This is a genomic window from Pseudarthrobacter adonitolis, assembly GCF_055412845.1.
Window position 1 is genome coordinate 89,181 of the sequence record NZ_JBVAYW010000005.1, and the last position, 20,599, is coordinate 109,779.

18 protein-coding genes, 1 tRNA gene and 1 other RNA gene are annotated in these 20,599 nt (G+C 65.0%); 10 read left to right on the forward strand and 10 right to left on the reverse strand.

All coding sequences use genetic code 11. The features are described 5' to 3' along the window. The first annotated feature begins 192 nt into the window (after positions 1 to 192). Positions 193 to 3,366: a S8 family serine peptidase gene (locus tag ACZYZ4_RS07730; protein WP_463859866.1), complete on the forward strand. Its 3,174-nt coding sequence runs from the start codon at positions 193 to 195 to the stop codon at positions 3,364 to 3,366. A 79-nt stretch (positions 3,367 to 3,445) separates the two neighbouring features. On the opposite strand, the gene ACZYZ4_RS07735 is transcribed toward ACZYZ4_RS07730, so the two are convergent. From ACZYZ4_RS07735 to ACZYZ4_RS07750, 4 genes are read right to left on the reverse strand one after another with little or no spacing between them, the layout of a single operon-like run. Next, on the reverse strand, positions 3,446 to 3,799 hold the full coding sequence (locus ACZYZ4_RS07735; protein ID WP_463859643.1) for a serine protease inhibitor: 354 nt from the start codon (positions 3,797 to 3,799) through the stop codon (positions 3,446 to 3,448). Next, entirely contained in the window at positions 3,796 to 4,794 is a 999-nt protein-coding gene (locus ACZYZ4_RS07740; protein WP_463859645.1) for a 3-methyladenine DNA glycosylase, read from the reverse strand. The genes ACZYZ4_RS07735 and ACZYZ4_RS07740 overlap by 4 nt, the downstream gene beginning before the upstream one ends. Beyond that, complete coding sequence (locus ACZYZ4_RS07745) at positions 4,706 to 5,275, reverse strand: SSI family serine proteinase inhibitor (RefSeq protein WP_463859647.1); 570 nt, start codon at positions 5,273 to 5,275, stop codon at positions 4,706 to 4,708. The genes ACZYZ4_RS07740 and ACZYZ4_RS07745 overlap by 89 nt, the downstream gene beginning before the upstream one ends. 24 nt (positions 5,276 to 5,299) lie before the next feature. Further along, positions 5,300 to 5,797: a MarR family winged helix-turn-helix transcriptional regulator gene (locus tag ACZYZ4_RS07750; RefSeq protein ID WP_463859649.1), complete on the reverse strand. Its 498-nt coding sequence runs from the start codon at positions 5,795 to 5,797 to the stop codon at positions 5,300 to 5,302. 80 nt (positions 5,798 to 5,877) lie between these two features. Here ACZYZ4_RS07750 and ACZYZ4_RS07755 point away from each other — a divergent pair, with 80 nt between their 5' ends. Further along, a complete protein-coding gene (locus tag ACZYZ4_RS07755) occupies positions 5,878 to 6,120 on the forward strand; it encodes a hypothetical protein (protein ID WP_463859651.1) in 243 nt (80 codons plus the stop codon). 131 nt (positions 6,121 to 6,251) lie between these two features. After that, the gene (locus tag ACZYZ4_RS07760) at positions 6,252 to 6,467 is read left to right on the forward strand and encodes a hypothetical protein (RefSeq protein ID WP_463859652.1); all 216 of its coding nucleotides are present in this window, start codon (positions 6,252 to 6,254) and stop codon (positions 6,465 to 6,467) included. Positions 6,468 to 6,558: 91 nt separating this feature from the next. Here the strand turns inward: ACZYZ4_RS07760 and ACZYZ4_RS07765 are convergent, their stop codons facing one another. Next, a complete protein-coding gene (locus tag ACZYZ4_RS07765; RefSeq protein ID WP_463859654.1) occupies positions 6,559 to 7,917 on the reverse strand; it encodes an aspartate kinase in 1,359 nt (452 codons plus the stop codon). A gap of 215 nt (positions 7,918 to 8,132) precedes the next feature. On the opposite strand from ACZYZ4_RS07765, the gene ACZYZ4_RS07770 reads away from it, so the two are divergent. The 3 genes from ACZYZ4_RS07770 to ACZYZ4_RS07780 all read left to right on the forward strand — a co-directional run bounded on the left by ACZYZ4_RS07770 (position 8,133) and on the right by ACZYZ4_RS07780 (position 11,517). Then, positions 8,133 to 9,104 carry an ABC transporter ATP-binding protein gene (locus ACZYZ4_RS07770; protein WP_463859656.1) on the forward strand — a complete coding sequence of 324 codons (972 nt, stop codon included), beginning with the start codon at positions 8,133 to 8,135 and terminating at the stop codon, positions 9,102 to 9,104. Then, on the forward strand, positions 9,101 to 10,252 hold the full coding sequence (locus tag ACZYZ4_RS07775; protein ID WP_463859658.1) for an ABC transporter permease: 1,152 nt from the start codon (positions 9,101 to 9,103) through the stop codon (positions 10,250 to 10,252). Before ACZYZ4_RS07770 ends, ACZYZ4_RS07775 begins: the two co-directional genes overlap by 4 nt. A gap of 191 nt (positions 10,253 to 10,443) precedes the next feature. Further along, positions 10,444 to 11,517 (forward strand): hypothetical protein, encoded by a 1,074-nt coding sequence (locus ACZYZ4_RS07780; RefSeq protein ID WP_463859660.1) that lies wholly within the window; start codon positions 10,444 to 10,446, stop codon positions 11,515 to 11,517. Positions 11,518 to 11,568: 51 nt separating this feature from the next. On the opposite strand, the gene recR is transcribed toward ACZYZ4_RS07780, so the two are convergent. The 4 genes from recR to ACZYZ4_RS07800 form a co-directional block, all read right to left on the reverse strand. Beyond that, positions 11,569 to 12,168: a recombination mediator RecR gene (recR, locus tag ACZYZ4_RS07785; protein ID WP_056348564.1), complete on the reverse strand. Its 600-nt coding sequence runs from the start codon at positions 12,166 to 12,168 to the stop codon at positions 11,569 to 11,571. 63 nt (positions 12,169 to 12,231) lie between these two features. After that, complete coding sequence (locus tag ACZYZ4_RS07790) at positions 12,232 to 15,324, reverse strand: DNA polymerase III subunit gamma and tau (protein ID WP_463859867.1); 3,093 nt, start codon at positions 15,322 to 15,324, stop codon at positions 12,232 to 12,234. Positions 15,325 to 15,434: 110 nt separating this feature from the next. After that, positions 15,435 to 15,531: signal recognition particle sRNA small type (ffs, locus tag ACZYZ4_RS07795), an RNA gene on the reverse strand. A 165-nt stretch (positions 15,532 to 15,696) separates the two neighbouring features. Then, positions 15,697 to 16,023, reverse strand: coding sequence for a YqfO family protein (locus ACZYZ4_RS07800; protein ID WP_463859662.1), 327 nt, complete (start codon positions 16,021 to 16,023; stop codon positions 15,697 to 15,699). A 312-nt stretch (positions 16,024 to 16,335) separates the two neighbouring features. Here ACZYZ4_RS07800 and ACZYZ4_RS07805 point away from each other — a divergent pair. Further along, a tRNA-Ser gene (locus tag ACZYZ4_RS07805) sits at positions 16,336 to 16,423 on the forward strand. Positions 16,424 to 16,447: 24 nt separating this feature from the next. Here the strand turns inward: ACZYZ4_RS07805 and ACZYZ4_RS07810 are convergent. Further along, entirely contained in the window at positions 16,448 to 17,431 is a 984-nt protein-coding gene (locus ACZYZ4_RS07810; protein ID WP_463859664.1) for an oxygenase MpaB family protein, read from the reverse strand. A 165-nt stretch (positions 17,432 to 17,596) separates the two neighbouring features. On the opposite strand from ACZYZ4_RS07810, the gene ACZYZ4_RS07815 reads away from it, so the two are divergent. From ACZYZ4_RS07815 to ACZYZ4_RS07825, 3 genes are all read left to right on the forward strand, one after another. Continuing rightward, positions 17,597 to 18,928, forward strand: coding sequence for a M23 family metallopeptidase (locus tag ACZYZ4_RS07815; protein ID WP_463859666.1), 1,332 nt, complete (start codon positions 17,597 to 17,599; stop codon positions 18,926 to 18,928). Positions 18,929 to 19,009: 81 nt separating this feature from the next. After that, the gene (locus ACZYZ4_RS07820; RefSeq protein ID WP_463859668.1) at positions 19,010 to 19,537 is read left to right on the forward strand and encodes a glutathione peroxidase; all 528 of its coding nucleotides are present in this window, start codon (positions 19,010 to 19,012) and stop codon (positions 19,535 to 19,537) included. A gap of 121 nt (positions 19,538 to 19,658) precedes the next feature. After that, positions 19,659 to 20,591, forward strand: a complete 933-nt coding sequence (locus ACZYZ4_RS07825) for a phosphodiesterase (protein ID WP_463859670.1) — start codon at positions 19,659 to 19,661, stop codon at positions 20,589 to 20,591. Positions 20,592 to 20,599: the final 8 nt, after the last annotated feature.

Below are 20,599 nucleotides of genomic sequence, written 5' to 3' on the forward strand. Positions count from 1 at the left end.
ACGACTGACGTAGATGCCTAGTGTGGCTTATGTCATATTCGGCTCTCAGTCTGTACTGTTTGTAACGGCTGGTCACAGCATTACAAAATCTGTAATGTCGTGTGCCGTTCCCAGCTGCTCCAGACCGGCAACGTGGCCGGCCGTTCCTCGTGAAAGGTGTAGTCGCTCGTGAAATCAACTGGAAAGAGCCCCATTCGGGGCGGGGGTCTCCGGAAGGCGACGGCATTGGCCGTGGGCTTGCCGCTGCTCCTTTCTTCGATAGCGATGAGCCCCGCTACCGCGGCGCCCGCTGAAGCAAACACGGCAGTGGCATTTAAGAAGATCAACCCCGGCGACTATCCCGCTGGCCGTTACATTGTGGTCCTTGCCGAGAAGCCTGCGGCCACCTACGACGGCGGGTCTCCCGGACTCGCGGCGACGAAGCCCCAGAACGGCCGCAAGCTTGACGCCGACCGGCCCGAAGTCCAGCAGTACCAGGCCCACCTTGAGGGCAGGCAGAACGCTGTGGCCGGGTCCGAAAGCGTCCAGATCAAGCGCCAGTACACGGCTGCCATCAACGGGTTCTCGGCCGATCTGACTGCCGACCAGGCCGTAAAGCTCGCCAAGGACCCGGCCGTCCTGATGGTGGCACCGGACACGGAAAACGCGCCGGATTACTCCAGCACTGACTTCCTCGGGCTCAGCGGTGAAAACGGCCTCTGGAAGACTGCCTTCGGCGGGCAGGAGAATGCCGGCAAAGGCGTTGTAGTGGGTGTTATCGACTCCGGCTACACGCCCTCCAACCCGTTCTTCGCCGGGGAAGACGTGCAACCCCTCAGCGGCCAGGCCCAGGTGGGCGCCCCTTACCGCGCCGCGGACGGCAACATCGCCATGCTCAAGTCCGACGGCGACACCTTCGTCGGTGAGTGTCAGAAGGGCCAGGGAACCGGGGCCGCGTTTGACGGCAGCGCCTGCAACGCCAAAGTACTGAGTGCCCGCTACTTCGCTGACGACTTCATGACGTACGTGGCGCCGGAGAACCGGGCGCCCGAAGAACAGATTTCGCCTGTGGATGTGGGAAGCCACGGGACGCACACTGCCAGCACAGCCGCGGGCAACGCGAACGTCCGGGCCAACCTTGGTGCAACCGATATGGGCATCACCAGCGGCGTGGCGCCGGCGGCAAAGATCTCCGTCTACAAGGTCTGCTGGGAGGACGACAACCCGGCCACGGGCGGGTGCTACAGCTCCGCCTCCGTAGCCGCGATCAATCAAGCAATCCTGGACGGTGTGGATGTGCTGAACTACTCCATCTCCGGCAGCACCTCAACCACCACGGACCCGGTTTCCCTGGCCTTCCTCTCCGCGGCCTCGGCCGGAATCTTTGTTGCCGCGTCCGCCGGAAACTCGGGGCCTACGGCAAGCACCGTGAACCACGGCGCGCCGTGGCTGACCACAGTTGCAGCGAGCTCTTTCTCCACGGAATTGCAGGGGACTGTCGAATTTGAGGACGGCAGCAAGTACCGCGGCGCCAGTCTCATGGCCGCTCCCGTTCCTGCGAGCAACGTTGTGCTGGCGGGAAGCGCCGCTGCTACCGGCGCAGCAAACCCGGAACTGTGCGCCCCCAATGCGCTGGATCCCGCGAAAGTGGCAGGGAAGATTGTTGTCTGCGACCGCGGAGTGGTGGACCGCGTAGCCAAGAGCACCGAGGTCCAGCGCGCCGGCGGCATCGGCATGATCCTGGTCAACCTGGCCACCTCCTCCGAGGACCTTGACCGCCACGCAGTCCCCACGGTGCACGTGAACCCGCCGGCCACTCAGCAGATCAAGGACAAGATCATCGCCAACCCCGGCATCAAGGTCTCCCTGGTGAATGCGGACACCACCGGTCTTCCGGCCGCGCCGCAGCCGCAGATCGCCGGCTTCTCCTCCCGGGGCCCTCTGCTTGCCACAGGCTCAGACCTGCTCAAGCCTGACGTGGCGGCGACGGGCGTTGCGGTGCTGGCAGGCGTATCGCCCATCGGTTCCGGCGGCGACCAGTTCGGCATGATGTCCGGGACGTCGATGGCTGCGCCGCACGTGGCCGGATTCGGTGCCTTGATTCTGGCCAAGAACCCCACGTGGTCTCCGGCCACGATCAAGTCAGCGATGATGACCACGGCAGCCGATATCAAGAACGAAGACGGCACCCGGAACGGTGACGTGTTCGCCACTGGCGCGGGCCAGGTGGACGTTGCACGGGTCCTCGATCCCGGCCTGGTCTACGACAATTCAGAGGACGACTACCTGAAGTTCATTCAGGGAACGGGCCTGGACCTGGGCATCCCGGATCTCGGAACAACTGCGCCGCGGGATATGAATGTTGCCTCGTTCGCGCTGGGGGCGCTCACCGGGAAGACAGAGGTCACCCGGACTGTCACCGCGCTGACCCCGGGCATTTACCGGGCCAAGGCCAGCGTTCCTGGCATCAAGGTGACTGTTACGCCGTCGATCCTTAATTTCAAGGCTGCCGGCGAGAAGCGCACTTTCAAGGTCAAGTTCGAGAACACCGGCGCTACCCTGGGGCAGTTTGCCATGGGCAACCTCGTCTGGCAGGGTGCCGGCAAGAACGTGGCATCGCCGGTGGCCGTCCGCCCGCAGTCGGTGGTGGCGCCGACGAACCTGGCCTTCACTTCGGAAGGAGGCCAGGGGCAGGGCGACATTCCGGTGGTTTCCGGCACGAATGCGCCCGTGAACATCACATTGGACGGCCTGTCCAAGGCTGACTCCTCGGCCATCGAGCTGGTTCCCGGACCGCTGGCCCTGGAAACGGACCCGTCCAACTTCGCCAAGGAGGTCACCGTTCCGGCAGGATCGCCGTTGGCAAAGTTCTCCGTCTATTCATCGGACGAGACCGCCGACTTCGACATGGTGGTCTTCAATCCGGCGGGAAAGGCGCTGCTGGCCCAGACGGCCTCTGCCAGTGAATCGATTTCGGTTCCGAACCCGGCGCCGGGCGTGTACACGATTTTTGTGAACCTCTACGCAAGCCCGAGTGGGCAACCCGCCAAGGCCTCTGTGGACGCCGCGGTGCTGGGAGCCAACGTGGGAAATGCAACGGTGACCCCCAATCCGCTGCGGCTCGGGAACGGCCAGTCGGGGATTCTGAAGCTCCAGTGGAAGGATCTCGCTGAGGGCTCCTATATCGGCCGGGTGACTTTCGCCGGTTCGAGCGTGCCCACCTTCGTCTCCGTGGTTGTCACACCAAGCAGTGCTGTGGTGGTCCCTGATGATGAAACGGCCGATGACCCTGCCAAGGACAAGAAAGACAAGAAGGACAAGGTCAAAAAGGAAAAGAAGAAGCAGGAGGTCCCGGAGTTCTCCGGAAACCGCAACATGGATCTCTAGTTCTTCAGAAACAACGGGAACGCCGCCGGACCGCTTGGTTCCGGCGGCGTTCCTGTCGATTGCGGAGGGCTGCCGAGAATCAGGTTTCGCCGAGAGAGCCCGTTGTCCCGCCGAGCAGGGGAGCCATGGCGCGCCAGCGGGAGATTTCACAGCCATCAGTTCGCCGGAAAATCACACTGACGGGACGGCCGTTGATGGAGCCTGTCACGACGGCCACCTGCGGCCCGCCGTATTGCTGCGTGCAGAGTTTCGGGGGGCCCGGTTTGGGAAAGAAGATGTCCTCGCCGAATTGTTCCAGTGCTGACAACGCTGCTGCGGGATCAGGCAATGTGCAACCGTCAGCGGGGCGGCCATCGCGGACTATCAGCCGGAGTTCGTACTCGGGGGCGTCGGGGTCTTCCGTGACTTTGATGGTCAGCTCCAGATCCTTCATGCCGTCCCCGCAGGTAGCAGCGGCGCCAAGGCCTGCGCCAGGCGCGCCCGGAGCGCGGCAGCCTCGGCCGCGAAGGCCCGCTGATGCTCAACGTAGGCCGCTTTGCCATCAGTGGTTTCGATCCGAATGGGCGGGTAACCCCACTCCGCGAGGTCGTAGGGGGAGGCCTGCATGTCCATGGTCCGGATCCGCCAGGACAGTTCGAAGCAATCCATGACCAGTTCGCTGGGAAGCGCGGGCAGCAGTTTGTACGCCCACTTGTAGAGGTCCATGTTGGCGTGCAGGCAGCCCGGCTGTTCCATGTGCCGCTGGTTTTCGCGGCTGGGCGCCAATTCGTTCAGCGCAATTGCGTCGGGAGTGTAGAAGCGGAAGGCATCAAAGTGTGAGCACCGGATCCGGTTATCTTCCACCACTTTGTCCGTGCCGGCAGACCCCAGCCTCAGCTGCAGGTATTCATGGCGCAGGTCGAATTTGTCCTGGCGGTAGACCATGGCCCATTCGTGCAGCCCGAAGCAGCCGAACTGCGCGGGCCGGGCAGCGGTGCCGCGGAGAATGATGTCGGCGAAGCCCACAGCCTCGCGCCGATCGGCCAGGAACCGGGCGCGGTCAAAAGTCATTGCGGTGCATCCTGGCGGCAGCGCCAGGGAGGCGAGCTCGCCGTCGTCGAGCGTTTTGTAGTGCTTCCAGCCCATGCGGGCGGACGCCGCTTCACCGGTCAGTACGACGCCGGCTCCTGGGTGCCAGCGCAGCAGCTGGCCAGGCTTCTGGGTGTAGTAGGTGAAAAGAAAGTCCTCCACAGGGTGCTTCCTACCTGCCGAGCGGCGGGCAAGGTAGGGATCAGAGTAACGGCTGACGCGTTGGGCGTGCGCTTCTTCGCTGGCACGCCAGGCATCGGCCGTCAGCAGGCTAAGCTGCGCCACCGCTGCCACCCAGGACGTCCTGGGCTGCGTTCCAGGCACCGATTTCGCAGCCGTCGGTCCGCGCGAACGCGGCATCCACGGGAGTATTGTCCACAATCCCGGTGACCGTGGCGGTCTGCGGGCCGCCGTATTGTTGGGTGCAGGCCACGTCTTTGCTCTTGGGAGCCGGGCTGAGGAGGGCAGCGTTGTTCTTGAGGGCCGCGCACGCAGCCTCCGGTTTGGGGTGCTTGCTCTCAGCCGTGGGGAGGCCGTCGCGGCAGACCAGCGTGTAGTTAACCGCGGTTTCGGTGGAAGAGGGCCTGACCATGATGGCAAGTTCGGCGTTGCCGGCGCCAGGGCCGGCCGGCGGGGCTGGGGGTGCGGAAGGGGACGGGGCAGGGACGGTGGTCTCGGTGTCCGGAGGCGGGGAGTCGGAGGTGCCTTGCCTGGCGGAGGAGCTGGCTGTGGGGTTGGCGGATGAAGTCCCGGTCCCGTCAGGCGTGCCCGTGCCCGTGCACGCGGCGAGCCCGGCAATGGCGAGGACCGTCAGCAATGGCCGTACTGTTCGCAAACGCATGGACCCTCCTAGGTTGCTGCCATTTTACGCCTTGGCGGGTTTAGTCACCGACGGGTTGCCGATGTTTCCGGCGGTGGCGGCGATGAGCCCCATCATGGATTTGTGTAGCTCGCCCACCTGCTGGCGGGTCAGCCCCAGGCGTTCCATCATGGTGCCCGGGACGGCGATGGCCTGCTGACGCAGCGCTGCACCGGCGGGGGTCAGGCCCACGGCAAGGCTGCGTTCGTTTCCGTCCACCCGGTGGCGGGTGACAAAGCCTGCCTCCTCCAGCCGCCGAAGTAGCGGTGAGATAGTGGCTGGGGCCTGCGCCAGGGCTTCACTGATGTTGCGCAGGGTGCGGGGTGCTGATTCCCAGAGGCACAGCATCACGAGATATTGCGGGTGGGTGAGTCCGAGCTTTTCGAGGACGGGCTTGTAGGCGCCCACTACGCTTCTGGATGCCACGGTGAGGGCAAAACAGAGCTGTTGCTCCAAGAGGAGGTCATCGTCCTGCTGCCGCGCAGCGCCGGCCCGTACCGTCATCACATTCCTCCAAAAGTTAGTGCACTAATTATTAGCGTACATTGGAGCGAGTAATTGGTTCTATCGAAGGGGTCGCTTTCATGGGCAAAGGCAAGTCAGCCGACAATGGCAACGCATCCCAGCGGTTCATGCGGGCAACCGGCAAGCTCCGGGCAATCTTCGGTCCGGCCAACCGCAGTTCCCTCGTGCATGACATGACCGAAGAGAACCGGGCGCTCCTGGCTCAGAGCGAGCGGGAAACCCAGCAATGGGAGACGGTTACCCGCCCGGACGGGAGCACCTATGTTGTGCCCAGGAACCCCGGCGACCAGTCCCTCCGCTGAGCCTCTCCCGGCCTCCCCTCAGGCCGAACCTCACCAGGCCCTTTTTGTGGCTTCGGGCGTAAAATAAGGGCACTGACTCCAAAAGGAGGCAGCGGCTTTTTCGCCCGCAATGCGGGAAGGGGGTGGAAATAATGGGACATGCGCTCACCGGTTTTATGCACGCGACTGGCAGGCTCCGTTTTGTCTTCGGGCCGGCAACGCGTCTGGACGCCGATTCGCCCGTGGTCCACAAGCATGATCAGTTCGAGCAGGCCTCTGATGAGGACCTTTCCCACTTCGCAGTGGAAACCGATTCCGAAGGTCATCACTACGCCGTGCGCCGCGAAGAGTTGGACAAACAGGGCTGAATTGCATGCTTACCCCCAAAAGAAAAAATGTTCTGGTGGCCGGCAGAACCGGCCTCCAGAACACCCGTTTGATGGTGCAGCAGGCTAAGGGCTAGCGCCCGGTGCCGCCGTAGACGGTTGCCTCGTCCTCGCTATCCAGGTCGAAGGCCTTGTGGATTGCACGGACGGCGTCATCGAGGAGATCGGCGTGTGTCACCACGGAGATCCGGATTTCCGAGGTGGAGATCATGTTGATGTTGATCCCGGCGTCGGACAGGGCCTTGAAGAACGTCGCGGAGACGCCCGGGTGTGACCTCATGCCGGCCCCGATCAGGGACAGTTTGCCGATCTGTTCGTTGTATTCGATGTTCTCGAAGCCGATGTCCGGCTGCGCGGCCTTGAGCGCTGCCAGCGCCTCCGCGCCTTCGACGATGGGGAGCGTGAAGGAAATGTCCGTCCGGCCCGTGCCGTGCGTGGAAACGTTCTGGACGATCATGTCGATGTTCGAGTGGGCGTCGGCAATGACCTGGAAGATCGCCGCCGCCTTGCCGGGGATGTCCGGTACACCCACTACAGTGACCTTGGCTTCGGAACGGTCGTGTGCAACGCCGGAGATGATTGGCTGCTCCAAGGCAACTCCCTCTTGAGTGGTGATCTTGTCTTCGGCGCTGGGGATGACCCAGGTGCCTTCGTTCTGGCTGAATGAGGACCGGACATGCAACGGCACGCCGAACCGGCGCGCGTATTCAACGCAGCGCAGGTGCAGGATCTTTGCGCCGGACGCCGCGAGTTCCAGCATTTCCTCACTGGAGATGGTGTCGATTTTGTGGGCGGACGGCACCACTCGGGGGTCTGCGGTGTAGATGCCGTCAACGTCTGTGTAGATCTCGCACACGTCGGCGTCAAGTGCCGCGGCCAGGGCGACGGCGGTGGTGTCGGAGCCGCCGCGGCCCAGAGTGGTGATCTCGTTGGTGCTGCGGCTCATCCCCTGGAAGCCGGCCACGATCGCGATGTGGCCCTTGTCCAGGGCCGTCCGGATGCGGTGCGGATCGACGTCGATAATGCGCGCCTTGCCGTGGATGCCGTCGGTGATCATGCCGGCCTGGGACCCGGTGAAGGACTGCGCTGAGGCGCCGAACTTGTTGATGGCCATGGCCAGCAGGGCCATGGAGATGCGCTCACCGGCGGAGAGGAGCATGTCCATCTCGCGGGCAGGGGCGGAATCGGTCACCTGGGCGGCGAGGTCCAGCAGTTCGTCGGTAGTGTCGCCCATGGCCGAGACGACCACCACCACTTCGTTGCCGGCGAGCTGCGCGTCGACCACGCGCTTGGCGACGCGCTTGACGCCCTCGGCATCCGACACGGAGGAGCCGCCGAACTTCTGCACGATCAGCTGTTTGGTCACGGCAGTGCCTTCGGGCAGCTCCTGTGGCTGCGTTGCTGTGTGCACTTCGGAAGTGGGCGTACTCATGCGCGTACCTTCACTGGATCAATCGGAGTTCTGGAGGTCAGGCACGGCCTTGCGGCTGGACGGCGTGACGTGTCAGCCCAGTTTATCGCCGCTGCGGCTTGGCGTGGAATTGTGTCCAAATCTCAGCCTTCCGGCGGATACTTCGCATGTGGGTGCAGGCGTAGGCTCATATAGTCAGTATGCATGCAACGGCTTGGGGGACAGGTGCTCGAAGAATGACAGAAAATTGGGACAAAATAGGTATGCCCGCCCAGTCGGAAAGCCCTCGCCATGACGGCATCAGCGCCACCGCGGTGAGCCGCAGCTTCGGGCAGGTGCACGCCGTCGAGCACATGGATTTCCATGCTCCGGCGGGAAAAGTCACCGCCCTGATCGGCCCCAACGGGGCCGGTAAAACAACGCTGTTACTCATGCTGGCTTCGCTGTTGGCGCCGGATTCCGGCACTGTCACAGTGGAGGGGCTGGATCCGCAGCACCACCGTGCGGAGGTGCGCAGGAGAATCGGCTGGATGCCGGACACCCTAGGCGTGTGGGAGTCCCTGACTGCCCGTGAGATTCTCACCCAGATAGCCCGTTTCTACCAGCTGCCCAAGGCCGGCATCCCGCAGCGCGTTACCGAGATGCTGGACCGGGTCCGCCTGAGCGACCTGGCGGACCAGCCGGCCCGTGTCCTGTCCCGGGGGCAGCAGCAGCGCCTCAGCTTGGCCCGAGCCCTGATCCATGATCCGTCCGTGCTGTTGCTCGATGAGCCGGCGTCGGGCCTGGACCCGGGATCGCGGGTGGAGCTGCGCGTGATGCTGCGGCAGCTTGCGGCGGAGGGGAAGTCCATTGTGGTCTCCTCCCACGTGCTCAGCGAGCTGGACGAAATTGCCGACGCTGCGGTGTTCGTCAACCGCGGGAAGACGGTCCGGCACCAGACCACGGATGAGGCTGCCGCCTCCGGCAGGCGCTACGCAATCTCGGCAACGGACGGTGCCGCGCTCGCCGCCAAACTCACGGAACTGGGTCTGGCGTTCCGGGTTGAGGACGGCCGCCGGCCGGCCGTCAGCCTGGTGTTGCTGAACGACGACGACGCCGCCCGCCTCCTGCGCGACCTGGTGCTGGCCAGCGTCGGGATCAGCTCCTTCGCCCCCGCCTCGGGTGCGCTGGAAGAGACTTATATGAACCTTGAGGGGGAGCGGCGATGAGCCAGCTGACAGATACAACCCAGCGCCCGCCGGCCTCCGGCTTTGGTGCCGGCTACCTTGCCGGTATCCGGGATGTGGTGGTCCTGGAACTCAAACAGCGGCTCCGGTCCCGCGGCTGGTACATCATGCTGGCGATCTGGTTCATCCTGACGGGTCTGGTGACCTGGTTGACGTGGGCCAGCTGGAATGCCCAGCGCGAAGCCCAGCGCGCCTATTCCAACTTTTTGCCGGCCGACACGGGACCGGGGTCCATGATCTTCGAAGTGGTCCTGGCCTTTGTCCTCCTCTTCGCGTTGCTGGTGGCGCCCGCGTTGTCTGCCAATGCCGTCAACGGCGACCGCGCCGGTGGCACCCTGGCCATCCTTCAGGTGACCCTGCTGCGGCCGGGCCAGATCCTGTGTGGCAAGTTTTTCGCCGCGTGGGCCGCCGCCTTGGCATTCCTGGTTGCCAGCACGCCGTTCCTGGTCATCGGAGTCGCCCTCGGCGGCATGACGCCCGGCCATGTCCTCGTGGCCCTGCTCATGCTGGCGGTTGAAGTCGGCGTGGTGTGTGCCATCGGCGTCGGAATTTCCGCGCTGGCGGGGCGCCCGCTGTTCTCGATTGTGGTCACGTACCTTGCTGTGGCCGGGCTGGTTTTCGGTTCCCTGATTGCCTTCGGCCTGGGCACCGGGCTCGCGCAGGGCACTATCATGGCCAACCAGGCGCAGTACCGCAACTACGAACCGCTGCGGCCCGTACCCGACGAAACGGTGCCGCAGGAACCGGAGTACACCTGCTCCGGACCGCTGCGCGCCCAGCCGGCCGTTCGCACCGAAAGGGTGGCGTGGATGCTGGCCATGAACCCCTACGTGGTGGTGGCCGATGCTATCCCTTACACGGTCCGCGTCAACAATGGCTTCGGAATGTCATCACCGGTGGGGGCCATCGAATCCATCAGCCAGGGTGCACGCTATGCCATGGCCGGTCCGGAGGGGACGTACCCCTGCGCCAACGGCGAGGCCAAGCCCCGCTACCTGGCGCAGTCCACTCCGTTGTGGCCGCTGGGGCTTGGCCTGCAGCTGCTGCTTGCCGGGCTGCTGATGTGGTTGGGCTGGCGCTCGCTGCGCACCCCGGCGCACAGGCTGGCGCGCGGAACCCGCATCGCCTAAAGCCGGCGTTCCTCCACGGGACAGTCCTCGCCCTGACGGCCGGGGCACTGCACTGCACGTGCACTGGACAGGCCCGCTTCGGCGGATCACGATTGGATAGCCGGCCGAAACGGCCGGCGACTGTCGGGGCTGGGCCTGTCCATAGGGATGGAGGCGGCACGTGCCTGATAAGAACGTGGCGGATGAGGACCGTGGCTGACGAGAAATATCCGGCTGCCGACGAACCTCTGTACGAACCCATTGGCGCCGGAAAAATCCAGCACGACGATGACAACGACTCCGTGGACACCTCTTCCCCGGGCGGCCAGGTTCGGATGCTCGCCCGTAGTGCGTTGGCAACAGCGTTTCTGACTGTCCGCTCTGGCCGCTTCTGGTGGGAGAGCGCCGCCATTCTCGGTACCTGCTGGGGCTCCGGCACGCTGTTGGTGATCGCCCTGATCACGGGCGGTGACCTGCCGCCGGAATCCCACGCTTGGGTGTACATGCTCACGGCCGCAATGCTGGTGCTGGTGAGCTGTGTGCTCGCCGTCCGATGGGGGGACGTGCGGCGCGGCGCTGGGTCGGAACCCGCCGAAGCCGGTGTGGACGGCCCGCTGCTGGACTGGGCGCGCTGCAGTGCCAAAGGATTGATCTTCGCCAGCGTGTCTGTCGTTTTCCTGCTGCTTCTCGCGTTCTGGTCTGAGTCCTCGCCAGCAGTTGCCGGGGTGTCCTTTGTCCTGATGATCCTTGAAGTCATGGTTTTTGGCGGCATTGGTGCGGGTGCTGCGCGGTGGTTCGAAGGTCGCCGAGGTAGGGTTCTGGCCTGGGGCATCGCAGCTTTGCTTCTGGTCGGAAACGTCGTGGCGGTGATAGTGCTGCTGCCCAGCGTGAGGGCGGATGAGCCGGTCTTCGTGGCCATCAACATTCAACGGGACGAGTTGGGCAGGGTTATCTCCTATCGGTGTTCGCCGGAGTTCCGTGGAATCGCCGAGGTTTACCACACCGAGCGGATCTTCTGGATGGCGACGAGCAACCCGATGGTCATCTTGGCGCTGATTGCCGGTGAGGCCGGTCCCAAGGAGAACGCCTTGGATTGGCTCTCCGGAGAGCTGCAGAACGCAGCGGAAGGCACGCAGGTTCCTTGCGTAGAGGGGCAGGAACTGGAAAAGACGGGCGCTGAGATGCCACTGGCACTGATTGGCGTTGTCACGCAGTCCGGGGTTGCAGGCATTCTACTGGCTGGCGGCCACCGGGCTGCCCGACGACGGCTCAGCCCTGCCGAGTGAACCCAAGCAAGGCCAGGTCGGGGCGCCTTTCGCTTAGCCCCGCCTTTAAGATCAGGTCAGGGCGTTGCGGCGGCCTTCGAAAGCACGGCCGAGCGTGACCTCGTCGGCGTACTCAAGATCGCCGCCCACGGGCAGGCCGGAGGCCAGTCTGGTCACCACGATGCCGATTGTCTTCAGCATCCTGGCCAGGTACGTGGCCGTTGCTTCGCCTTCGAGGTTGGGGTCGGTGGCGATGATGACTTCCTGGATGGCGCCGTCGTTCAGCCGTGTCAGGAGTTCCCGGATCCGCAGTTGCTCGGGCCCTACGCCGGCAATGGGGTTGATGGCTCCGCCCAGCACGTGGTAGCGGCCGCGGAAGGACCGGGTGCGCTCAACGGCGAGGACGTCCTTGGACTCCTCCACCACACAAATGACTGACGGGTCCCGCCGGGGATCGCGGCAGATGTTGCACAATTCCTGCTCGGTGACGTTGCCGCACACCGTGCAGAACTTCACGCGTTCCTTCACCATGGTGATGGCTTCCACGAGTCGCTTCATGTCTTGGGGGTCCGCTTCGAGGATGTGGAAGGCAAGCCGCTGGGCGGATTTCGGACCGACACCGGGAAGCCGTCCGAGCTCGTCAATCAGCTCCTGGACTGCACCTTCGTACACGTTTTCCTCTTTTGGTTTGGCTTGGATGGTGATTGGTGTTGCGGGAGCACGTGCTGCAGGTGCCTAGAACCCCGAAACGATGGGGCTTCCGTCCGGGGATCGCTCCTCGATCAGCTTTCCGCCCAGAATACGCTCGACGGCGGCGCGTCCAAAGACGCCGGATTCCTCGATGGTTTCATCGTCCGCGCTCGGAATGTCCTGGACATAGGTGGCGGCGGCAGCCCTGGCCGGAGCCTTGGCACGCCCGGCTTCGGCCTCGGGGCTGTTGGACAGGCGCTGGTAAAGACTCTGCCGGGCGGCAGCAGTGGACTCGGAGGTTGCTGGTGCCGGCTGCAGGGGTGCGGCAGCCGGAGCCGTCGATGCCATGGCGTACTCGCGGACTTCAGCCGGTTCGGGAACAACTGGGTCCCCCGCCGGGACTGCCGGAGCCGCCGGGGCTTGGCCCGTTGGCGCCGCGCTGTGGGGAGCCGCGGTTTCTGGTGCGGGGCTTTGTTGTGCGGCTGGTTGTTGTGCGGCGACGTCGGAGGTTGCGGCGGCAGCCACGCGCGGCAAGCCCCAGCTGGCGTCGGCATCGGACTGGCTAGCGACAGGTGACGTCTGAGGGACCTGGGCAGTGGCGGGCTCGTAGCTGGGCGCGGGAGCGGTGCTCGCGACTTCATCGGGGACGGACGTGTTCAGGCTTTTGCCAACATTGGGCTCTGTGCCAACGACCCATACGCCCGGGGCCTGCTCGACGGCCCGCCCCCACGGATCTAGTGCCGTATCGCGCTGTGACGGAGCAGCGGACGATGCGGCGGCAGAGGACTTGGCCGCTGGGGAGGTTTTTGCAGCTGCAGCCTTTGGAGCACTTCGAGCGGGCCGCTTGGCGGGTGCGGCCGCTGAAGGCTCAGGCTGTGAAGGCGACAGTCGTGGCGCAGCCGAAGGATCCCAGTCCATGGGGGGTTCCTCGTCCAGCGGCGGAGCATCTTCGTCGCGCGGAGGACCCCAGTCGTCACCGGAATAGGCGTACGAACCGGCAGTGGGATCCGGCTCAGCTCGTCCCGGCTGACCCTGCGCGGCTGGTACCGGGACGGACTCAGTGGCTGCCGGTGCGCTGACGGCGCCGGTGTGCTGGACAGTATCTGCAGGAGCTGCTGCGCCTGCAGAAGGTGCAGCAGTGGCAGGAGGCGCGGCCGGTTCAGGAGCACGCGTCGCGGGGGAGGGGGCAGGCGAAGGTGCGGGCGCGGTGGCATGGACGACAGGAGCGGAAACGGCGCCGGCAGGGGCCAGGCCCCACGCGAGATCGGCTGAACTGGCCGGAGCTTCCGGGCTAGCGGGTGCTTTTGGGTTTGGCTCAGCGCTCGCTGCACTGTTGGCCCCACCGGCGACTGCGGTGATCTGGCAGTCGATGCCCACCGTTTTGTGGATCGCCTGCCGCAGGTTCTCAGAGTGGTCAGCCCGGCCGAAGGCGCCAGCCAACCCGGTGGTGCTGAACGACAGAGTCAGGACCTGGCCGTCAAAGGCACCTACCTGGGCGTTCGGCTCGACCAGCGCCCACGTGCTGCGCTTGATCTTGGAGAGCGTCTGCAGAACTTCTGGCCAAGCACGGCGCAGGACTTCGACGTCGCCTGTGCCTGCCGCACCTGTGCTTGCTGCGCCACTTCCTATGGCTCCGGTCGGCACGGGAGTGGCAGGAGCATAGCCAGCCGAAGCGGGTGCAGCCGGGGCAGGCGCAGCGGTGGCAGGAGCCGTGACAGCGTCTGGGCTTGCCGGCGGGGTGGCCGGGGGAACTGCGCGGGCGGAGTCCGGCCCGGTCTCCCGGGTGGGCTGACCGGTTGCCTGTGGCGTTGATGCGGGCCGCCGGCCTGTGGACTCGTCAACCGGCCAGTCGTTGGTGCTGACCCTGGGCGGCGTCAGCGACGGCCTGGCATCTTCGGCACCGGCGGCCTGCGGCCGGGCCGACTCGGGACCGGCTGCGGCTGGCGTTGAAGGCTGCTGCGCAGCAACCGGCGCCGCAGCAACTTCTGCAGCGCCCGCCGGAGCGGGAGCACCGACGTCGTTCCCGGCGTAATTCAGGCGCCGCTCCACGCGGTCGATCCGGGCAGCGATGCCGCGTTCTGTCTGCTCCGAACTGGGGAGCAGGATGCGGGCGCAGAGAAGCTCGAGGTGCAAGCGGGGAGAAGTGGCGCCGGTCATCTCGGTCAGCGCCGTGTTGGTGACATCAGCGGCGCGCGAGAGTTCGGAAGCCCCGAGGTTGTGCGCCTGGTTCTGGAGCCGGGCGATCTGGTCCGCAGGCATGCCGCGGAGGATGACCTGGGCGCTTTCCGGCATAGCCTGGACGATGATGAGGTCGCGGAAGCGTTCCAGCAGGTCCTCAACGAAGCGGCGGGGATCGTGGCCGGTCTGCACCACGCGGTCCACAGCCTTGAAAACAGTGGCGGCATCTGAGGCGGCCACCGCTTCCACCACATCATCGAGCAGCGAAGCGTGGGTGTAGCCGAGGAGGGCGACGGCCAGTTCGTAGTCAAGGCCGTTGGGTCCGGCACCGGCCATCAGCTGGTCCAACACGGACAGGGAATCGCGGACAGAGCCGCCGCCGGCCCGGACCACCAGGGACAGAACGCCCGGTGCCACGGGAACGTTTTCCTGGTTACAGAGCAGCTCCAGGTACGCCATCAGCGGCTCCGGTGGGACAAGCCGGAAAGGGTAGTGGTGCGTGCGGGAGCGGATGGTACCGATGACCTTGTCCGGCTCCGTGGTGGCGAAGATGAATTTGATGTGCTCCGGCGGCTCTTCAACGATTTTCAGCAGGGCGTTGAACCCGGCCGAGGTGACCATATGAGCCTCATCGATGATGAAGATCTTGTAGCGGTCACGAACGGGGGCGTACGTTGCGCGCTCGCGGAGGTCGCGGGCGTCGTCCACGCCACCATGGCTGGCGGCGTCGATCTCGATGACGTCCAGGGAGCCTGAGCCGCCGCGTGCCAGTTCAATGCAGCTGGGGCACGTACCGCAGGGAGTATCCGTAGGGCCTTGGGCGCAGTTGAGGCAGCGGGCCAGGATGCGGGCGGAGGTGGTCTTTCCGCAGCCGCGTGGGCCGGAGAAGAGGTACGCGTGATTGACGCGGTTTTTCCGCAGTGCCGTCATCAGCGGCTCCGTGACGTGTTCCTGCCCGATAACGTCAGCGAAAGAGTCCGGGCGGTATCTGCGGTAAAGGGCGGTGGTAGTAACAGTCACGAGAAAACCCTACCAATCCGGGCTGACAGTCTGCCGCCCTGTGGGGGAATAGTAAAGACCCCCCATGCACCCGCCAGAGCCCGTTTACCCTTGCTACCTTCCGGTCCTGGGGGAGTTCAACAGGATGACGCCACATGAGGGGCCGCAGACAAGTTTACCCGAAGATTCATGAAGGTCTGGACGACCCGGGCAGCGGCCTACTGCGGCCCGGAATCTCTTGATGAAGCTGCCCGGACCCGCTTGAGCGGGGCGGGCCCACACCGCTCAAGCGGGCCAGGGCCGCGAAAGCCGGTGCAAGGGCCCGGACGCCAGCTACCGTCGCCAGCCGTCCACCGGCCAGGTCATGAAGGCGGGCTCCTGGTAAGGGTGCGCCGCGCGCAGGGCCAGCACGACGGCGTCGAGCATCTCTTCCTCCACAACGCATTCCACCCGAGTTTCCGGCACGCGCTCGCCCGCACCCACCGCCCCGATGAACGGCTCGGCACCAGATGACGGAGTGAAGCGCCCGGTGCCGGGGGAGGTGAAGGTGCAGTGCGAATAGTTCCCGATCCTGCCCGCGCCGGCGTCGCCGATTGCCGCGAGCAGCGCCTCCGTGTGGGTGTCCGGAACGTAAACCACCAGGGCGTGCAGCTGTGTCATGGCCTCATCCTGCCAAGAAGCAGGATTATCGGCAGCAATTTTCATTGCTTATCCGGCGGGTAGGGCCGATCATGGATATGTACACCGATTGGGGCAATCTCAAGGTTGTGAGCTGCGGGGCCTGGCTGGAGGCCGGACCCGGCAGCTCAACGGTGCATCGGAGGAATGGGCGCATTGGGGGCGTCCATTTTGACGTTAACGGGGGCCAGGTGCAGTCCGGGTTGCCAGGGCACGGTAATAGTCCGCCGGGCCAATTGGGCGATGCCGGAAAGTTCAGGTAGTCTAATACCTGCTTTTGATTCGAAAGCAGCTGGAGAATTCGCCTAGCGGCCTATGGCGCACGCCTGGAACGCGTGTTGGGTTAACGCCCTCGGGGGTTCAAATCCCCCATTCTCCGCCAGCCAAGAACCCGGTTCTGACCTCGTCAGGGCCGGGTTCTTGCTTTCCTCCAGCCGGACCTTATCCCGTGGCTGGAGCCCACGTGCCCAGGTTGGCTGCCCGCGTAGCCGAGGCGGCGGAGGCGCTCCCTGGCCGCCTGCTCGCTTGGTCCAGGCCCGCGTCCAAGGGCAAGATGTACGACGCCGAGAGTCACCTTCGTTGCAAGCCTCACGGGGAGCGGGAACGGCCCCAGCCGGGGGCCCTGGAGCCCCAGCATCCGGCGGTACTTCGGTTCCAGGCTGTAGACAGCGCCGGCGAAGATGATCCTGTAGCCGGGGCGCAGTAGCGGGTGCAGTGGCGGGTTTCGGATGAACTCGACGGTCTCGGCAACCCTGCTGTCCGCCACCAGCTCGCCGTTGATATACCAGCGGTCCAGTTGCGCCCGCATTTCGGCCTCGCTCAGGGGCGGATCCTCTACGCCCATCAGGCGTCCGGCCTGGGCCCACTCGCGGACATAGGCGTCCGGGCCGCCAGGGATCCCGGCACCCCAGATTTTGTGGGCCGAGAGGAAGGCGTCCACGAACGCGATGTGGACCCAGCGGGCGAGTTCCGGATCATTGGCCGAGTAGCTCCGCTCGCCGCCGTGCCCGTCACCGTAGCTCCCCTGAACGGGCTCGTGCAGGCGACGGACCCTGGCGGAAGCCTCGTCGGCGGCGGCCTGTGGGCCATAAGTGACGGTGAAAATCCAGCGGATGGTCCGGGCCAGCCGGCCGAGCGGATCTGCCCGGAAGTCCGAGTGCTCGTGGATTCCCGCCAGCGCTCCCGGATGCAAGGCCTGCATCAGGAGCGCGCGGATCCCGGCCACAATGGTGGCCATGGAGCCGTGCACCGCCCAGACGGCCGAGCCCGGCAGGTGATAGCCGGCGTCGTCCCCTTCGGCCAGTCGCGGAACCCAATCGGGCGGTCCGTCAGTGCTGCCGGTGAAAACCCGTTTGATTTCGCCCCGCCATTCCCTGAGGAAATTTCGCATGTCACTATTCTCGCCCAGAGTCCGGCGGGCGTGTTTCTGACAGCGGATCCACATAATGTCCGCAGCGGACGGGCGCGGGGGTTCACAGGCCCGGGCCTTTGTGGTCCCATGAGATGGTAAGTCCGTCTGGATCCGGGGTCTGGCGGGCCAACCCGGGAGTAGTGAGTGGGCAATCATTGGGGATCCGGCCGCGATAACGAGCCTGCGGGCGCCTCCACCATAGCTGTGCGCGTACTCGCCGCCAGTGCCGTTGTTGCCGCGTCACTCTTCGCCGTCGGATTCCCTGGAAAGGCACCCGTTGAACCAGGCCCGGCATCGTCGCTGGTCGGTGCCGGACAGGTTGGCTGGCCTGTGCTGGGTGCTTTCCTGACGGACAGCCGGGCCTTGGTTCCGTTTAACCGCACCCTGGTCAGGACGATCGCCAAGGGTGGGAGCGCTCCGCTCAATGTGGCCGCTGCCGGGCTCACCCGCCCGCCGCAGGGGTCGCTCATGGGTCCACTTGAACACCTCACCTCAAGCTCTCCTTTCGGGTACCGGGTCAGCCCGATCACCGGTACGGGCGGCGACTTCCACCTGGGCCAGGACTTCGCTGCAGGCTGCGGCACCAGGGTCTATTCGGCCGACGCCGGCGTGGTCCGGGCCGCCGGCTGGCACCCCTGGGGCGGCGGAAACCGTGTGGAAATAGACCACGGCAACGGGCTGATCACCACGTACAACCACCTGGAGGCTGTCGCGGTCCGGACGGGGGATTCCGTGCAGGTGGGCCAGGTCATTGCCCGGGTTGGCACTACGGGATGGTCCACGGGCTGCCATCTGCATTTCGAAACCATCCTCAACGGCAAGCACACCAGCCCGCTGAGCTGGACACTCCTCCGTATTCGTCAGTTGGACGAGCTCGACGACATAGTCATGGTCCGCTATGACGCCAAGCCCGCGGATGACGCCGGCCCGCAACGCTGGGCCATTCCCGTCGCGGAGGACAACAGCCACACCGTCCTGGGCGGCGAAGAGGAACTGTCCGAAGCGCCCTTTGTGGACAGAACGCTGCCCGCGACAGAACCGCAGGACGAGGCGCCCACGGGGGAGCCGTCGTCGGACGCTACCTCGCCGGAATCCGCATCGCCCGACCCCAGCGCGACGGAGACAGCGACCGAAACTGCGACGGAAACAGCCACTTCGACGGCGTCACCTTCCCCGACGGGCACCTCAAGCGACACGCCGACGACGACGTCACCCACACCCACGGGCACCTCCCCTGCGCCGACGACGAGCGCGTCTCCGTCTCCGACGCCCACTGTCTCAAGGACGTGGCCGTTCAGGCCTACCTCGCGCACCACGCCGACCCCGGCGCCAGCGGTGGAGCCACCCGCCACAACGAGTACCAAGTCCTCAGCGGAAACAGAGTCGCCCTCGCCTACAGCTACGGCCACAGCTACAGCCACAACCACGGCCCCGCCTAGTGACACCGCAACCGGGTCCGAGACGGCGGGACCCTGACGGGAAACTCCCAGACTGTACCCGTACTCTTGATGGTTGGCAACGAATCACCTGCATGACCAACCTTTCTAGGACGGCGCTGTGACAGACCTGTACACCATTCCCCTCACCCTCAACGACGGCACCGAAACCGATTTCGGCCGGTTCAAGGGCAACGTGGTGATGGTGGTGAACGTGGCGTCAAAGTGCGGGTTCACTCCTCAGTACGCGGGCCTCGAGACGCTCTACGAGAAGTTCCGGGACCGCGGCTTCGACGTACTCGGAGTCCCGTGCAACCAATTCGCCGGCCAGGAGCCGGGCAACGACAGCGAGATCGCCGAGTTCTGCGAGCGGAATTTCGGTGTCACTTTCCCACTGACGGCCAAGGCCAATGTGCGTGGCAAGGACCAGCATCCGCTCTATGCCGAGCTGACCAGGTTCAAGACCAGTGTGCTGCCCGGATTGGTGAAATGGAACTTTGAGAAGTTCCTGGTCAACCGCAAGGGCGAAGTGGTGGCACGCTTCGCGCCCACCGTCGAACCGGACTCCGCCGAAGTTATCGATGCCATAGAAATGGCACTGGCCGAATTTGACAGACCGGCGGCGATCACGGAAGTTTCCGGAGCGTAATTCTCAGTTTTTTCCAACTTGGCCACAGCGATTCACCCACAGTTTGCCAATTGTCTGATTGGATAATAGTTACTGAAGGGTAGAAGGGAAACGCCGTTTCCCACCAACCACAGAGGCAGCAATGAAGCACATCGAGGCCGAACACCCCCGGCCACGCCACTTCCTTCTCCACCTGAGCGACCCCCACCTGTTGGGAGGTCCGGATCCCCTTCACGGCGCAGTTGACAGCGAAGCAAAGCTCATACAGCTTTTCGAAGAGGTCAGGGCCTCCGGTGCCCGGCCCGAGGCCGTGATCTTCACGGGCGACCTCGCCGACCGGGGCGACCCTGAAGCTTACGCAAAGCTCCGGGCAATCGTTGATCCCGCCTGCAAAGACATGGGCGCCCAAGTCATCTGGGCCATGGGCAACCACGACAACCGGGCCAACTTCCGGACCGGGCTGCTGGACGAGCCGGCGAGCGATGCGCCGGTGGACCGAAGCTACTTCATCAATGGCCTGCGCATCATCACCATGGACACCTCGGTCCCGGGCTACCACCACGGCGAGCTAAGCCCGTCACAGCTGGGGTGGCTCACCCGCCAGCTGGATACCCCGGCCCCCGACGGCACCATCCTGGCGCTCCACCATCCGCCGGTCCCGTCGGTCCTGGACCTTGCCGTGCTCGTGGAACTGCGGGATCAGGCAAGCCTGGCCTCTGTGGTCCGCAACTCCGACGTCCGGACCATTCTTGCCGGGCATCTGCACTACTCGACCACCGCCACCTTTGCGGGGATTCCTGTCTCCGTCGCCTCGGCAACGTGCTACACCCAGGATCTCAACGTCGCCGTCGGCGGTACCCGCGGCCGGGACGGCGGGCAGGCTTTTAACCTGGTGCACGTCTACGAGCACACCATTGTGCATTCCGTGGTTCCGCTGGGCAGCGCGGCCACAGTAGGCGAGCATGTCACCTCGGAAATGACTGCCGAGCGACTGGCCGCCGCGGGCGTCAGCATCCCTGACCACGCGAAAACAGGAGGCGTCAGGAAGGTAGCCCTTCCCCACCACGCTATCTAGCCATGCAT

Bases quoted from the DNA above. Each gene is read 5' to 3' on its own strand.
- ACZYZ4_RS07735 (WP_463859643.1), bottom strand. From the start codon at position 3,799: ATGAAGGATCTGGAGCTGACCATCAAAGTCACGGAAGACCCCGACGCC.
- ACZYZ4_RS07740 (WP_463859645.1), bottom strand. From the start codon at position 4,794: ATGCCGCGTTCGCGCGGACCGACGGCTGCGAAATCGGTGCCTGGAACG.
- ACZYZ4_RS07745 (WP_463859647.1), bottom strand. From the start codon at position 5,275: ATGCGTTTGCGAACAGTACGGCCATTGCTGACGGTCCTCGCCATTGCC.
- ACZYZ4_RS07750 (WP_463859649.1), bottom strand. From the start codon at position 5,797: ATGACGGTACGGGCCGGCGCTGCGCGGCAGCAGGACGATGACCTCCTC.
- ACZYZ4_RS07755 (WP_463859651.1), top strand. From the start codon at position 5,878: ATGGGCAAAGGCAAGTCAGCCGACAATGGCAACGCATCCCAGCGGTTC.
- ACZYZ4_RS07760 (WP_463859652.1), top strand. From the start codon at position 6,252: ATGGGACATGCGCTCACCGGTTTTATGCACGCGACTGGCAGGCTCCGT.
- ACZYZ4_RS07765 (WP_463859654.1), bottom strand. From the start codon at position 7,917: ATGAGTACGCCCACTTCCGAAGTGCACACAGCAACGCAGCCACAGGAG.
- ACZYZ4_RS07770 (WP_463859656.1), top strand. From the start codon at position 8,133: ATGACAGAAAATTGGGACAAAATAGGTATGCCCGCCCAGTCGGAAAGC.
- ACZYZ4_RS07775 (WP_463859658.1), top strand. From the start codon at position 9,101: ATGAGCCAGCTGACAGATACAACCCAGCGCCCGCCGGCCTCCGGCTTT.
- ACZYZ4_RS07800 (WP_463859662.1), bottom strand. From the start codon at position 16,023: ATGACACAGCTGCACGCCCTGGTGGTTTACGTTCCGGACACCCACACG.
- ACZYZ4_RS07810 (WP_463859664.1), bottom strand. From the start codon at position 17,431: ATGCGAAATTTCCTCAGGGAATGGCGGGGCGAAATCAAACGGGTTTTC.
- ACZYZ4_RS07825 (WP_463859670.1), top strand. From the start codon at position 19,659: ATGAAGCACATCGAGGCCGAACACCCCCGGCCACGCCACTTCCTTCTC.